The organism is Archangium violaceum (assembly GCF_016887565.1).
In the GTDB taxonomy this organism is placed as follows: Bacteria; Myxococcota; Myxococcia; order Myxococcales; family Myxococcaceae; genus Archangium; species Archangium violaceum_B.
This window is the reverse complement of sequence record NZ_CP069396.1, coordinates 8684990-8699641: the sequence shown is the minus strand read 5'-3', so window position 1 is coordinate 8699641 and position 14652 is coordinate 8684990. Positions and strand designations below refer to the sequence as shown.

The following is a 14652-nucleotide window of genomic DNA, read 5'->3' as shown; positions in this document are numbered from 1 at the left end:
GACACCCTCACGGCCCTCACGGGACCGGTGGGGATTTGCAGGATTCGCTACAGATGACAAGAACCGCTGGACGAGAGCCATCCACCGGAGACTCGCCTACTTGTGCTCCTCTCATCGAATGCCCTGACGCGGAGTCCGGGGAGAGGGTTCCACAGTGAGAAGCATCCATCCGTGGCGCACGTACGTTCTGGGTCCAGTCTGTCTGTTCATGATGTTGCACCTGCCCGGAGCAGGTGCCGCCGAAGGCCGCGAGGGCTTCCTGTTCAGCGACCGACCCAGGGCCTCCGGTGCTCCCGGAACCGTCCCGTCAGCCCTGCCCGCGGGCTTCACCCAGGAAGTGCTCATCTCGGGCCTGAGTGACCCGACGGCATTCGCCCCCCTCCCGGATGGCCGCATCCTCATCGCCGAGAAAGCAGGCGTGGTGAAGGTCTACAAGAACGGGATCCTCCTGGGCACGCCCTTCCTCGACATCCGGAGCCGCGTCAATGGCTTTGCCGATCGCGGGCTCCTCGGACTGGCGGCCGACCCGGACTTCGCTCGCAATGGTTTCGTCTACATGCTCTACACCTACGAGAACGACCCGGGTGACTTCGATGGACCCAAGACAGGGCGTATGGTTCGCTATACCGCCGTGGGGGACACGGCTTCACCGGATAGCGAGACCGTGCTCCTCGGAACCAGCGTGGGCCGCTCCTGCAACGATTTCCCGCCGGGCACCGACTGTATTCCCTCGGACAGCCCTTCCCATTCCGTGGGTGACCTCGAGTTCGCCTCCGATGGCAGCCTCTTCGTGACCCTCGGGGACGGCGCCCACTTCACCCACGTCGACGACGACGCATTGAGGGCGCAGGACCTCGACTCGCTCGCGGGCAAGCTGCTCCACATCACACCGGGCGGGGCCGGCCTGCCGACGAACCCCTTCTGGAACGGAGACGCCACCGCCAACCGCTCGAAGGTCTTCAGCTTCGGCCTGCGCAACGCCTTGCGGTTCGGACTGCGCCCGGGCAGCGGCGTCCCCTACCTGGGGGACGTCGGCTGGGACACCTACGAGGAGATCGACGTCGCGACCCCGGGAGCGAACTTCGGCTGGCCCTGCTACGAGGGCACGGAACGTCAGAGTGGCTACGAGCCCAAGCCGGCATGCCAGGCCCTCTATGCACTCGGCCCCTCCGCCGTGAAGATGCCGCTCCATGTCTGGCTGCACCAGACCACCGCGTGCAGCATCGGAGGCGCCTTTCATTCCGGCACTTCCTGGCCCGCTCCGTTCCAGGATGCCTTCATCTTCGGAGACTGCACGCAGGACTGGATGCACGCCCTGACGGTGGATGCCGGGGACAACCTGGTCAGTGTGAACGACTTCGCCACCGAGACCGCCGGGGTCGTCGACATCAAGTTCGGCCCGGACACCCACCTCTATTACCTCTCCATCTTCAGCGGAGAGCTGCGCCGCATCCGCTACGCGGGAGCGAACTCGCCTCCCCTCGCGGTGGCCTCGGCGACCCCGAACAACGGCAGCGCCCCCTTGAGCGTGCGCTTCTCGAGTGCCGGCTCCAGTGACCCGGAGGGGGACCCGCTGAGCTACACCTGGGACTTCGGGGATGGCACGCCCACCTCGAGCGAGAGCGATCCACTGCACATCTACTCCGCCAGTGGCACCTACACCGCGCGGCTGACCGTCGAGGATGGCCGTGGAGGGAGCAGCTCGGCGGTGGTGGGCATCAGCGTCGGCAATCACGCCCCCACCGCACTCATCCACGCACCCCTTCCCTCGCTCCTGTTCAAGGTGGGGGATGTCATCTCCTTCTCCGGGTCGGGGACGGACCCCGAGGATGGAACCCTTCCCGACGCGAACCTGGCGTGGAACATCGTCCTGCAGCACTGCCCCAACGGGGGATGTCACGTCCACCCGCTCCTCTCGCGCACGGGGGCGGGTGGAAGCTTCGTCGCCCCGGACCACGGCGACGAGTTCTTCCTCGAGCTCAGGCTCACCGCCACGGATCTCAATGGCCTGACGGACACGAAGAGCGTGGCCATCCATCCCCAGACGGTGCGACTCACGCTCGACACCTCGCCCCCCGGGTTGCAGGTGGTGTACGACGGCACGGCCGGAACGGCACCCTTCACCCACATGGCGATCGTCGGCACACGCCACACGATCTTCGCGCCTTCACCGCAGGGAGACCTCACGTTCTTCTCCTGGTCGGATGGAGGCGACCCGCAGCACCTGGTGACGACCGGCGAGCTGGACGCCGTGTACACCGCGACGTTCAACCCACCGACCCCCATCACCTGTCCGGAGGGGCAATTCCGCGCGGAGTACTTCAACAACCGAGACCTCCATGGCCCCCCCGCCCTCGTCCGCTGCGAGCCCGCGCCCATCAACAATGACTGGGGTACGGACTCGCCGCCCGGCACCGGCCTTCCGTCCGACGACTTCTCGGTGCGCTGGACCGGACGCTTCCGCTTCTCCGCGGGTTTCTACCGGTTCACCACCACCGCCGACGACGGGGTGCGGCTCTGGGTGGATGGCTCACCGCTCATCGATGCCTGGAGGAATCAACCCCCCACCACGTACCGCGCCTATCTCTTCCTGCTCCACGGGGAGCACGAGGTGACGCTCGACTACTACGAAGCCGGCGGCGGCGCGGTGAGCCAGCTCCGCTGGGCCCGGACCTGGTAGGCATGACACCCTCACGCGGCCCGCGGATTCAGGAGCACGAGCCGCGTGGCTTCCCGGGCCCTCACACGGAGCGGCTGGCCGACCTCCAGGAGCGTGGCGTCCCGCTGGGTCACCACGAGCCCCGCGTGCTCGAAGTCCACCGCGCCCGACAGCACGAACAGGTGGGTGCCCGCCTCGAGCTTCTGCCACTCCTGCGGCCTCAGCTCGCGATGCTCTCCGGAGCGCAGCAGGGAGAGCCGGCGCGCGCGCCCCAGGTGCCCGTAGCCCTCCAGCCCCCGCACCACATCATCGAAGCGCCGCTCGGCGAGCGTCTTCCACATCCGCTCGCGCAGGCGGTCATTCCCCTCGAGCAGTGGCAGGAGCGCCGAGCGGGGAATACGGATGAGCGTCGAGGCCGTCGCCGTGCGGACGGTCGCCGAGCGGCGCTCGCGGGTGAGCAGGGCCAGCTCCCCGAACACGGCGCCGCTGCCCAGCTCCTCCATGAGCTTCCCTCCCTGGGCCAGCACATGGACCACGCCGGTCTCCAGCAGGTACAGCTCGTCACTGGCACTTCCCGCGTGGAAGACCTCCCTGCCCGCGGGCAGCACGAGGAGCTCCGCGTGCTCGGCCAGGTCGCGCAGGGTGGCCTCGTCGAGCTGGGCGAAGAGCGGCACGTGGCGCAACGTGTGGACCACCAGGGAGCGGCCCAGGCGCGCCCCGAGCCGCGTACCCAGCACCCGGGCCGCCAGCCTCACCATGGACTGGTGCAGCCGCCGCTTCAGCAGGGAGCGGGCCATGCTCAGCACGTTCTCCAGGGTGATGGGCGCCACCGTCAACAGCCCGTGCCCCTCGGCATGGCCCGTAGCGGTCTCGAGGAAGTAGAGCGCCTCGGGCCCGTCGCGGGGGGCCCACGCCTCGCGCTCCTCCTCCGACTCGAAGAGCCGGGCGTGGACGGCGTAGAGGCTGTCGGTGAGCTGGTGCCGCGCCTCGGCGGACAGGGAGGAGGGGAGGATGACCTCGGTGCTCGTGATGCGGGACATGGCGGCCTCGATGCCAGGGCGTCGCGTGTGGGGTTCACGCCCTGACACGAAGCACTCTGCCCTGGAGGCCGCCGGGGGACTGTGACGGCGCCAACGCCCGGAGAGTGAGCGCCATCACAGGGGCACCCGCATACCCGGCCCGAGCAGCTCGAGCGCGGCCCGAGGCCGTTGAGACCTTCCGCGCCTTCCGCGGCGCCTATGTGGAGAGCCCGCGGATGATGAGCGCGGCCAGGGTCGCGGCGGCCTTGGCTTCCTCGACGCGGCCTCGAATCATCTCCCGCGAAATCGCCTCCGCCGCGCCGATGATTCCGACGCAGCGCAGGTGGAGCTCCTCCTTCGACAGGTTCGTGTAGGGCGCGAACGCCTCGCAATAGAGGGCCACGTAGCTGTCGATCAGTTCCCGCTGGAAGGCCTCCATCTCCTCGTCGCCCTTCAGCGCGGCCGAGATGGCATGCCACTCCGGGCCGACCGACGTGTAGCAATTCATGTAGGCGCGGCTCACCACACGGGCGACGTCTTCCAGCCGGCGCCGTGTGCGCGCGAGCGCATCCTGCAGCACCTTGACCTGCCGGGCGTCTATCTCCGCGTAGAGCGCGATGAGCAGCCCGGAGCGCGTCTTGAAATGCTCGTAGGCCACCGGCTTGCTGACGCCGGCACGCTCGGCGAGATAGCCGAGGGTCAACGCGTCCGTCCCCTCCTCGCGCACGAGGGTCTGCGCGATGTCGAGCAACTGGTCGCGCCTCTGGGCCTTCGGCAGCTTCTTGCTGGATGTCTCGCTCATGGCAACGCGGCTCGCACCTGAACCGGTGTCAAGTGACTGTAACTCGCCGCCAGGCGCGGAGCACGAGCCGCGTCACTGCCCCTCGCCCTCCCTATGAACAAATCGTGGCGAACCTACTATTGGTAACTTACTAAAGGTAGGAATCTGGGCCGGATGGGCGCGACCGCTTCCGGTCACGCCGCCGCCCCGCCATGCAGAGGAGCCCTCCCGCCATGTCCACGAATACGCAGCAGCCCGTCCTCATCATTGGAGGTTCCGGCCTCGTCGGCTCCCAGGCCGCGAAGATGCTCCGCCGGCTCCACCCGGAGCTGCCCATCACGATTGGAGGACGCGACCTGGCCCGGGCCGACGCCGTCGCCAGGGAGGTGGGCGGCGCGGACACCGCGAGGATTGAGCTGGAGCGACCGGACCTGGGCCTGCCTGCCGGGAAGTCCTTCAGCGCGATCGCCATGTTCGTGAAGGACGACACCCTCAACTCGCTGCGGTACGCGCAGGCCACGGGGGCGGCCTACGTCAGCATCTCGACGGCCCTGTTCGAAGTCGGACCGGAGGTGGGGCTCTACATCCACAAGCCCGGCGGCGCGCCCATCCTCATGGACAGCCTCTGGCTGGCAGGAGCCGCCACGCTGCCAGCCCTGCACTTCGCCAGGGAGTTCCGGACCCTCGAGGCCATCGAAATCGCCGCGGTGCTCGATGAGGAGGACATGGGCGGACCGGCGGCGTATGCCGACTTCGAGCGCATGACGAAGGCCGCGGCGAGCTCCCTTCTCCTCGAGGACGGCAAGTGGCGCTGGGCCCAGGGCGAGGACGCGGCACGCACCCTCGTGGGCGTGGACGGAGCGGAGCTGCGGGTCCAGGCCTACGCACCGCTCGACCTCATGAGCCTCGCCGGAGCAACCGACGCCCGGTCCATCCGGTTCGACCTCGCGGTGGGGCAGTCAGCGACCCGCAGGCGCGGCGAGCCCTTCTCGACGGAAATCATCATCGAGCTGTCGGGCCAGCAGCGGGATGGAACGACGGGACGCGTCCGCTACGAGCTCGTCCATCCGGCGGGTCAGGCGCCCGTGACGGCCCAGTGCGTCGCCGTGGGCCTCGAGCGGTTGCTCGGCCTGGCGGGCGGCCCGCCCGTGGCGCCAGGTCTCTACCTCCCGCACGTCCTCATCGACCCGGCCTACATGGTGCGGCGCCTGGAGGAGATCGGCACCCGCATCCGTCGGGTGTGAGCGGCGGCCAGCACGTCCCCAGACGGTCCATTCCCAGAACAACCCCAGGAGTGCATCCACCATGTCATCCCCCATGAATCCATCCGTTCTCATCATCGGAGGCTCCGGCGTCGTCGGCGGTCGCGCGGCCCGAGCACTTCGTCGGCTCCAGCCAGCCCTTGCCATGACCATCGGCGCGCGAGACCTCGCCCGGGCCGACGCGCTCGCGAAGGAGCTCGGCGGTGCGAATGCGGTGAGAATCGACCTGGAGCGCCAGGACCTGGGCCTCCCCACCGATGCGGCCTTCAGTGCCGTGGTCGTGTTCCTGAAGGACACCTCGCTCCATTCGCTGAAGTACGCGCAGGCAAAGGGCATCCCCTATGTCGCCTTCTCGGACTTCGTCTTCGACATCGGGCCAGCGGTAGCGCACTACATCCAGAAGCCTGGCAGCGCCCCCATCCTCATGCTCGGCCACTTCCTCGGCGGAACGGTGACGCTGGCGGCCCTCCACTTCGCCAGGGAGTTCCAGCGCATTCACTCCATCGAAATCGGCGCGGTCTTCGATGAGGAGGACGTGGGTGGGCCCGCGGCGAAAGGCGACCTGGAGCGTGTCGCCCAGAGCGTGCCGCATCCGCTGATGCTCGAGGACGGGAAGTTCCTCTGGGCCCGGGGAGAGGAAGCAACCCGCGTCTTCCGAGGTGTGGATGGAACGGAGTGGAAGGGGCAGGCCTACCCGCTGCTCGACGTCGTGAGCCTCGCGGCCGCGACGGACGCCAGAACCGTTCGCCTCGACTTCGCGGTGAGGCCCACGGCCAGCCGCCGCCCCGGCCAAGGCCTTTCACACGAGGTCATCATCGAAATCGTGGGCGAGCGGAAGGACGGGACGACGGGACGCGTCCGTCACGAGCTCTCCGACGGCGACGTGCACTCCGGCATGAGCGCCCGAGGCGCGGCGCTCGCGGTAGAGCGGCTGCTCGGCCTCGCGGGAGGTCCTCCCGTATCGCCAGGGCTCTACCACCCCGAGGGACTGCTCGACCCGGCCTACGTGATCGCACGGTTGAAAGAGTTCGGTACCCGCGTTCAACGTGTGTGACTTCGCGACGAGACTCCCCTGCGGCGGCGTGCGCTCCTTCGTCGGCTCCACCCTCACCGCTGTCTGTGCTGGCCCGCTCGCCTCTTCCGGCTTCGGCTCTGCCCCCATTTGTGGGAGCCTCATCCCTGCGCGGCTCAGGCCCGTACGGGACTGGATGGCGTACTATGAACGGTTCTGGGATGAACACCTGGAGCGGCTCGAGAACCATCTAATAAAAAGGGACGAATGATGACTGAGAGCAAGGCGAAGCCCAAGGCCAAGGGCACGTCGCGCGCGAGCAAGCCACGCAAGTCGGCCACCAGGTCCAAGTCCACGCCGAAGGCAGGCACCAAGGCCAAGCCAGGTGCGAGTGAGGCCAAGCCGGTGAAACTCCTTTCAGGCGGCAATCCACAAATCGCGAAGGCCGACGGCGACGCCCCGGTGCAGGCGTACATCGCCGCGATGCCGGGCTGGAAGAGTGACGTCGGGCGCTGGCTCGACGCGCTCATCGTGCGGAACGTGCCCAACGTGCGCAAGGCCGTGAAGTGGAACACGCCGTTGTACGGCATCGAAGGCCAGGGCTGGTTCCTGGGGTTCCACGTCTTCACCCACTACGTCAAGGTGACCTTCTTCCGCGGCACGTCGCTGCGACCGGTCCCGCCCGGCCCCAGCAAGGACAAGAACACGCGCTACCTCGACATCCGCGAAGGCGACGAGCTCGACGAGGCCCAGATGGCGACCTGGGTGAAGCAGGCCGCCGCGTTGCCCGGCTGGGTTCCTTAGCCGACCGTCCTGAGGGCGTGGTGCCGTCCGGACATCCCAGCCCACGATTACCCGCCCTCCCAGTCATTCTCCAGTCACGCTCGCCGACTACCCTCCGCGGTCCTCTTCATCACGGTCATCGGACTGGAGGAAACATGGGGAAGTCAGAAGGCATGGGATGCGTGCGCGTGCTCACGGCACTGGCGGCTCTTCTGGCCGGTTGTTCCGGCGCGAAGCTCGACTCCGCGTGGGTGCGAGCGAACAGCACGGGGTGGTCCGACCCAGAGTCCACCCAGCTCGAGCCCAGGGTCGCGGAGCGAGTGGATGCGATGATCGGGGATGCGCGCATCGTCTATCTCGGCGAGCCCGATCACTACATCCACGAGAAGTACCCGTACCGCCTCGCGCTCCTGCGTCATCTCTTCGCGCGTGGCTTCCGCCACGTGGGCATGGAGATGGGAACCTCCGATGCGGCGCGCATCGATCGCTTCCTGGAGCTTGGCGACCCGGCTTCGCTCGAGCGCGTGGTGCTCCATGGCTACTCCGGGGCGACTCCGCAGGAGCGGCGGGAGCTCGAGCGCTTCCAGCCGCGGACCGAGTCCGACCGTGAGGCCACCACCGCCTTCGCCGCCGAGGAGAAGCGCTTCGCTCATGCGATGCGCGAGCTCAGCGAGTCTCGCGCGCCGGGCACCGAGCGGCTGCACTTCTTCGGCTTCGACACCGAGGGCATTCTCGGCGGAGGCTATCAGGATCTCCGCGACACGCTGGCGCCTCATGCCGACCGCGCCGAAGCCCAGGGGCTGCTCGCGCGCCTCGCGCTGGTCGAAGGCGAGTCCCTCGGCGACGAGGCCCTGCGAGTGTTCAAGCTCGCCGAAGAAGTCCGCGAGGATCCGGCTCCCTACCGCGCGGCCTTCGGCGAGGCAGTGGCGACACGCCTGCTGGAGCAGCTCGACGCGCTCTCCGAGTCGTTCGTGTTCCAGCTCGGCCGGCTGCAGTCGCGGACACTCGCGGACCGACACCGCTTCTACGCGCGGCGCGAGGAGTTCATGCACAAGACCCTCGATCGTTGGCTCGAGGCACACCCCGGCGAGAAGCTCATCCTCCTGGGTCACAACACGCACCTGTCTCGCGACTCCTCGACGCTGAGGGCCGGCCCGTCGGACGGCGAGCACGAGCCGATGTGGCGCTCCATCGGCACCCATGTCGTGGAGCCACGCCCCCAGGAGGTCTTCGTGTTCTGGCTGCTGGCCCCCGAGGGAGAGCACCTCATGCCCGACGGCCGACAGCCTGTCACCCGCCGCGTGCCGCTACGCGAGGGCAGCGTCGAGGCCGCGCTCGCACCTCATGGCGATGCATTCCTGCTCGACCTGCGTCAGCGCCCACCGGGGACACTGCTCGACGAAGTCACGGACTACGGGAACCCGAGCTCATACGCGCACGGCCCCGTGGGGCGGAACGCGGACGCGGTGGTGTTCTTCCGGAAGATCTCTCCTCCGCGCAAGGACTGACATCCTGGCGGCGGAGCTGGGGCGGGTTACCTGTTCGAGCGCACGCGGCGGAAGAACTCCCGCACGTCGCCGATGAAGAGGTCGGGCTCCTCCAGGGCGGCGAAGGTGCCGCCGCGGTCGAACTCCTTCCAATGAAGGATGTTCGTATGATCGCGGTCGGCGAAGCGGCGGATGGGCCGCAGGATGTCACGGGGGAAGAGCGCCACCCCGGTGGGCACCGGCGTCGGCTTCACGTCCTCCGCGAGATCCGCATCCTCGGGAGTGTCCGGAGTCTCGACGAAGGAACGGGACGAGGAGTGGGCCGTCTGGGTGAGCCAATACACCATGACGTTGGTGAGCAGGCGGTCCCGGCTGATGGCGTCCTCGGGCGAGTGGGTGCAGTCGGTCCACTCCTTGAACACCCCGATGATCCATGCCAGCTGGCCCACGGGGGAGTCTGTCAGACCGTAGGCCAGGGTCTGGGGCCGCGTGGATTGGATCTTCTTGTAGCCATACAACTCACGTTGGTAGTGGTCCGCGAATGCCAGGCGGGCCTGATCGGCGTCGCTCAGGCCCTCCATTTCGCCGGGCGCTCCCACCGGGAAGGTGATGAGCCCGTTGGTGTGCACGCCCACGACCCGGTCGGGTACGAGCAGGCCGAGCTCGCGGGAGATCCACGTGCCCCAGTCGCCGCCCTGGGCGCCGTAGCGTGTGTAGCCGAGCCGCTGCATCAGCTCGGCCCAGGCCCGGGCGATGCGGCGCGAGCCCCAGCCCGCCTCGTGCGTGGGTCCGGAGAACCCGTAGCCCGGGAGCGAGGGGATGACCAGGTGGAAGGCATCGGCGGGGTCTCCACCGTGGGCTCGGGGATTCGTGAGCGGGCCGATGACGTCGAGGTACTCCACGATCGAGCTGGGCCAGCCGTGGGTGAGGATCAGCGGCAGTGCGTGGGGCTCGGGCGAGCGCACGTGCAGGAAGTGGATGTCCTGCCCGTCGATGCGGGTGATGAACTGCGGGTGGCTGTTGAGTGTGGCCTCGTGGGCTCGCCAGTCGTAGGTGGTGCGCCAATACGCGGCCAGCTCCTTCAGGTAGCCCAGGGACGCGCCATGGCGCCAACCGGCCCCGGGCAGCTCGTCCGGCCAGCGGGTGCGCCCCAGCCGCTCTCGCAGCTCGTCCAGCTCCGCTTGGGGAACGTCGATGTGAAAGGGACGGATCTCACGGCTCTCTTCCCGGGTCGAACGCATGGGGCTCCTCCACTCCGTACGGTGTACGGATTCTCTACTCTATAACCGCGTACGGTGTACAGTATTTCCGCTTGTGGGAAGAATGACGGGGTGACGACCGAGTACAGCGGCAGTGGAGATCCCCAGCGGAGCATCGAGTTGCTGTGGGGGCTCCAGGAGCGTGGAAAGCGGGGGCCCAAGCCCCGGCTGACGGTGGAACAGATCGTCCAGGAGGCGATCGCGCTGGCGGACGCGGAGGGGCTGGGAGCGCTGTCCATGCGGCGGGTGGCGGACGCGCTGAAGGTGGCCCCCATGTCGCTGTACACCTACGTGCCGAGCAAGGCGGAGCTGATCGACGTCATGCTGGACCGGGCCTACGGCGAGCTTCCGCGGAGCGAGGACGTATCCGGGGGCTGGCGGGGGCGGCTGGAGCGGATCGCCCGGGAGAACTGGGCGCTCTACCACCGGCATCCGTGGATGCTGCACATCGCGAAGAGCCGGCCGGTGATGGGACCGAACCTCATCGCCCGGTATGACCACGAGCTGCGTGCGGTGGAGGGGATTGGCCTGACCGACGTGGAGATGGACTCGGTGGTGAGCCTGGTGGCGGGGCACGTGGAGGGGGCGGCGCGCCGCTCGGTGGAGGCAGCGCAGGCCGAGCGGCACACCGGCATGAGCGATGAGCAGTGGTGGGCGGCGCACGCTCCGCTGTTGGAGAAGGTGCTGGATCCCCAGCGCTACCCCACCGCGGCCCGGGTGGGCTCGGCGGCGGGGGCGGAGTTCGGGGCCGCGACCCATCCCGCACATGCCTTCGAGTTCGGTTTGCAGCGCGTCCTGGATGGACTCGAGGTGTTCATCCAGGCACGCACCCGGGGCCAGCGCTAGACGTCATGCGTCCAACCCGGTAGGGCACGTGCGGCACACCAGGTGCACCGCCGTGGAGGGGAGGCCGGGCAGCTTCACCCCCGTGGTGGAATGCGAATAGGACCTGGGGCGTCATCGTCTCTGGAGTACCCCGTCCGTAGACTCGAACCCTCCTCGAGCTGGAGGGTGTCTCATGGCTCCTCGTCGTCTGGTCGTTGCGGCCTTGTTCTTGGCCCTGTCCACCTCGTGCAGCCCCACGCGCGTGGTACGCCTCGACACGGGACAAGACCAGCCCCTCATCCACGTCCCCCGTACGGACGATGTCAGGCCGGTGGAGTTGGGGGAGGAGGAGTTCACGCGGGCCATCGCGAAGGAGATCCGGCAGAAGAGGCCCTCGGTCAACCCTGAGAAAGCCGCGAGGGAGCTGTTCGAGGTCCCCCCACGCAGTGGCTGGTACCGGTACACCCAGCGCGACGGTGTCGTTCCTCTGGACGAGCCGCTCTCGGCTTCGCAGTGGGCCGAGGTGAATGTGCGAGTGACCCAGGAGTACCTGCGGTTCTGCGAGGCCCTCGGGAAGCCTGGGGATTGCCGGAACGTGCTGATGAACAACCCTCTCCTCACCGGGGATGGCCGCTACGCTCTGGGCATGTCCTTCGCCATCGAGGAGATCGTTCCGGAGATGATGCAGGCCTTCAAGGACATGGCCGACCCGGAGGCGATCAAGGCGTCGCTCTACTGGACGATGGCGATCTACGCCGCGATGTGGCTGGCGCCCGAACCGGTGTTCTCCAAGGGGCTGGCGACGGTCGTCACGGCCACCTTCGTCTGCTACATCGGGGTGGACACGTTCTGGACGCTCATCCAGGGCTTCAGGCGGCTGGTGGAGGAGCAGGATCACGCCACCTCGTTTGCGGCGATCCGCGAGGCCGGGAAGAAGTACGGCAAGGTGATGGGGAAGAATGCGGCGCGGGCCTTCGCACTGCTGCTCACTGCCGCCATCGGTCAGACAGCCGCCAGCTTCTCGGCGAAGGTGACCAACCTGCCCGGCTCGGCTCGAGCGTCAGCGGCGGGTGTGGCGCGGGTGGGAATCCAACTGGCTGAAGTTGCGCAGGTGGAAGCCGTGGCCGTGACCGCAGATGCCGTCACCATCGCCCTGGCTCCCAATGCAGTCGCTGCCACGGCCCAGAGCGTGTATGGGGCGGCTTCCAGGCCGGTGGACGTGGAGGGGCCCGAGCATCACATCGCCACCGACAAATGGACCGATGCCACCCACAGTGGTGGCCCGTGGACTCCCAAGTTCAAGCAGCTCTTTGATCAGGCTGGCATGTCGCTGGACGATCCGGCGAACAAGGTGCGCGTCAGGGGCCACGTCGGCCCGCATCCGCAGGAGTACCATGAGGAAGTGCTCGATCGTCTGAGGGACGCGATGAAGGGCTGTCGTAGCATGCAGCAGTGCAGGGAGGCACTGACGGCGGAACTCCGGAGGCTGGCCAAGGAGATCGTCACCGAGGGCACTCACCTCAACAAGCTGGTCACGCGGGCTGAGTGACCCGAAGGAGGCCTTGATTCCCATGCGGTACTTCAGATTGTCCGATGACGTTCACGTCTCCGGGCGCTGGTATCTGGATGATCCCGTTGATCCACGGGGCCGCGAGGTAGACCGATGGCAGTTTGAGGGCGGGTTGCCCGTAGCCATCGACGGACGCCTTCGGGTTCCCCTTTACCGTCCTGGGAGGCCGCTGGACTTCTGCGTGACGGCCGTCGGTGGTACCCCCATCGTTCACGCAAGGGTGGCCGCCATCTTCGCGGAGCTGGCTTCTGCGGACGTGCAGCTCGTTCCGGTGGATGTCGAAGACCAGGCCGATGAGTTCTTCATCCTCAATGTCACGCGCGTGGTGAAGTGCATCGATGACAAGGCGTCCGCCGAGGTCCAATACTGGAAGCCCGAGGACGGTCGCCCGGAGAAGACGGGCAACTATCGAGCCGTACATGGCCTGCGCATCGACCCCTCCAAGGTCGGTGATGCCAAGGTGTTCCGTCCCTGGGGATGGCTCGTAGTGCTTCTCGTCTCCGAGCAGATCAAAGAGGCCCTGGAGAGCATTGGAGCTACCGGGGGCAAGTTCAAGGAGGTGTAGCTGATTGTGGGCGCCACCCTGGGAAACATGTCGCCTACGAAATCGACACGCATGATTCCTCCAAGCTGGAGGGCATCTACAACGCCGCGGGGGGCGCCCCCGGATGGCTCAACGACGAGCAGAAGCGGACCCACTACTTCCACTTCAAAAGCCTCGGGCCTTATCTTCACTGACCAGAGCGCTCCAGAATGGCTTGCGCGTGTTGGACCTCGAATCCCACGAGCAAGCCCCTGAGTCACTCGAGGGCGACCTTGTTGTTCCCCAGGAGCCGCGCAGGGGGCCAGGCTCACGCACCCGAGACGGAAAATCTGTAGACGGAGCGCGAGCGGTAGTGCTCACCGGGGCGCAGAATCGTCGAGGGGAAGCCCGGCTGGTTCGGCGAGTCCGGCAGGTGCTGGGTCTCCATCGCGAAACCGAAACGGCGGTGGTAGACCGCGCCCTTCTTTCCCTTCAGCGTGCCGTCGAGGAAGTTGCCGGAGTAGAACTGCATGCCCGGCTCGGTGGTGAGGATCTCCATCACGCGGCCCGTGGTGGGCTCCAGGACGCGCGCGGCCAGCGTCGGCTCGCCGGCCTTGCCGCCCTTGTCGAACACGAAACTGTGATCATAGCCCTGCCCGTTGCGAAGCTGCTCGTCCTCCTGGCGGATGCGCGCGCCGATGGCCGTGGGCCGCCTGAAGTCGAACGGCGTGCCCGTGACGTCGCGGAGGTCGCCGAGGGGGATGGACGTCGGATCGATCGGGACGAAGCGGTCCGCGTTGATCGTGACGACATGGCTCAGGATGTCGCCCTTCCCGTCGCCGGCCAGGTTGAAATAGCTGTGTTGCGTGAGGTTGACGGGCGTCGCCTTGTCGGTGGTGGCGTGGTAGTCGAAGACGAGCTCGTCATCGCCGGTCAGCGTATAGGTGACCCTCGCGGTCAAGGTCCCCGGGTAGCCCTCCTCGCCGTCGGGGCTGACGTAGGTGAGGACGATGCCCATGCCCTGGTCGTTCTCGAACGGCTCCGCGGTCCACACCACCTTGTCGAAGCCCTTGAGACCGCCGTGCAGGTGGTTGACGCCGTTGTTCGTCGCCAGGGTGTATTGCCGACCATCGAGCGTGAACCGGCCCTGGGCGATGCGGTTGCCGTAGCGGCCGATCAGCGCGCCGAAATACGGGGACTCCGCCAGGTAGCCAGCCAGCGAGTCGTAGCCGAGCACCACGTCATCGAAGCGGCCGTCCCGATCCGGCACACGCAGGCTGAGGATGATTCCGCCGTAGTTGGTGACCCGCGCCTCTACCCCTCGCCTGTTGGTGAGGGTGTAGACATCGACAGGCTGTCCGCCTGGGGCCGTACCGAAGGGGGTCCGTTCCACGATGCCTCCTGTGATGAAGATGAATGCGCGCGGCTTGCCGCGCGAAGGTCCTGGGCCGATTGCGAACCTTCAGCATCCA

The 14652-nt window shown here is 67.5% G+C and carries 12 protein-coding genes; 8 read left to right on the top strand and 4 right to left on the bottom strand.

Features of this window, described 5'->3' with window-relative positions; all coding sequences use genetic code 11:
• Positions 1-208: 208 nt before the first annotated feature.
• The gene (locus tag JRI60_RS34595; protein WP_204220191.1) at positions 209-2680 is read left to right on the top strand and encodes a PQQ-dependent sugar dehydrogenase; all 2472 of its coding nucleotides are present in this window, start codon (positions 209-211) and stop codon (positions 2678-2680) included.
• 11 nt (positions 2681-2691) lie between these two features.
• Here JRI60_RS34595 and JRI60_RS34590 read toward each other — a convergent pair whose 3' ends face one another.
• A complete protein-coding gene (locus JRI60_RS34590) occupies positions 2692-3699 on the bottom strand; it encodes a cyclic nucleotide-binding domain-containing protein (RefSeq protein WP_204220190.1) in 1008 nt (335 codons plus the stop codon).
• Between the two features lie 196 nt (positions 3700-3895).
• The gene (locus JRI60_RS34585) at positions 3896-4480 is read right to left on the bottom strand and encodes a TetR/AcrR family transcriptional regulator (RefSeq protein ID WP_204220189.1); all 585 of its coding nucleotides are present in this window, start codon (positions 4478-4480) and stop codon (positions 3896-3898) included.
• 212 nt (positions 4481-4692) lie between these two features.
• Here JRI60_RS34585 and JRI60_RS34580 point away from each other — a divergent pair, with 212 nt between their 5' ends.
• From JRI60_RS34580 to JRI60_RS34565, 4 genes are all read left to right on the top strand, one after another.
• Positions 4693-5703, top strand: coding sequence for an NAD(P)-dependent oxidoreductase (locus JRI60_RS34580; RefSeq protein ID WP_204220188.1), 1011 nt, complete (start codon positions 4693-4695; stop codon positions 5701-5703).
• Positions 5704-5776: 73 nt separating this feature from the next.
• On the top strand, positions 5777-6775 hold the full coding sequence (locus JRI60_RS34575; RefSeq protein WP_239469875.1) for an NAD(P)-dependent oxidoreductase: 999 nt from the start codon (positions 5777-5779) through the stop codon (positions 6773-6775).
• 225 nt (positions 6776-7000) lie between these two features.
• Positions 7001-7537 carry a DUF1801 domain-containing protein gene (locus tag JRI60_RS34570; RefSeq protein WP_204220186.1) on the top strand — a complete coding sequence of 179 codons (537 nt, stop codon included), beginning with the start codon at positions 7001-7003 and terminating at the stop codon, positions 7535-7537.
• A gap of 134 nt (positions 7538-7671) precedes the next feature.
• Positions 7672-9024 carry an erythromycin esterase family protein gene (locus tag JRI60_RS34565; RefSeq protein ID WP_204220185.1) on the top strand — a complete coding sequence of 451 codons (1353 nt, stop codon included), beginning with the start codon at positions 7672-7674 and terminating at the stop codon, positions 9022-9024.
• A 26-nt stretch (positions 9025-9050) separates the two neighbouring features.
• Here JRI60_RS34565 and JRI60_RS34560 read toward each other — a convergent pair whose 3' ends face one another.
• Complete coding sequence (locus JRI60_RS34560; protein ID WP_204220184.1) at positions 9051-10244, bottom strand: epoxide hydrolase family protein; 1194 nt, start codon at positions 10242-10244, stop codon at positions 9051-9053.
• A gap of 90 nt (positions 10245-10334) precedes the next feature.
• Here JRI60_RS34560 and JRI60_RS34555 point away from each other — a divergent pair, with 90 nt between their 5' ends.
• From JRI60_RS34555 to JRI60_RS34545, 3 genes are all read left to right on the top strand, one after another.
• Positions 10335-11108 carry a TetR/AcrR family transcriptional regulator gene (locus JRI60_RS34555; protein WP_204220183.1) on the top strand — a complete coding sequence of 258 codons (774 nt, stop codon included), beginning with the start codon at positions 10335-10337 and terminating at the stop codon, positions 11106-11108.
• 172 nt (positions 11109-11280) lie between these two features.
• Entirely contained in the window at positions 11281-12636 is a 1356-nt protein-coding gene (locus tag JRI60_RS34550; RefSeq protein WP_204220182.1) for an AHH domain-containing protein, read from the top strand.
• A 22-nt stretch (positions 12637-12658) separates the two neighbouring features.
• Entirely contained in the window at positions 12659-13222 is a 564-nt protein-coding gene (locus JRI60_RS34545; RefSeq protein WP_343213353.1) for an imm11 family protein, read from the top strand.
• A 286-nt stretch (positions 13223-13508) separates the two neighbouring features.
• Here the strand turns inward: JRI60_RS34545 and JRI60_RS34540 are convergent, their stop codons facing one another.
• Entirely contained in the window at positions 13509-14573 is a 1065-nt protein-coding gene (locus JRI60_RS34540) for an aldose epimerase family protein (RefSeq protein ID WP_204220181.1), read from the bottom strand.
• Between the last annotated feature and the right edge of the window lie 79 nt (positions 14574-14652).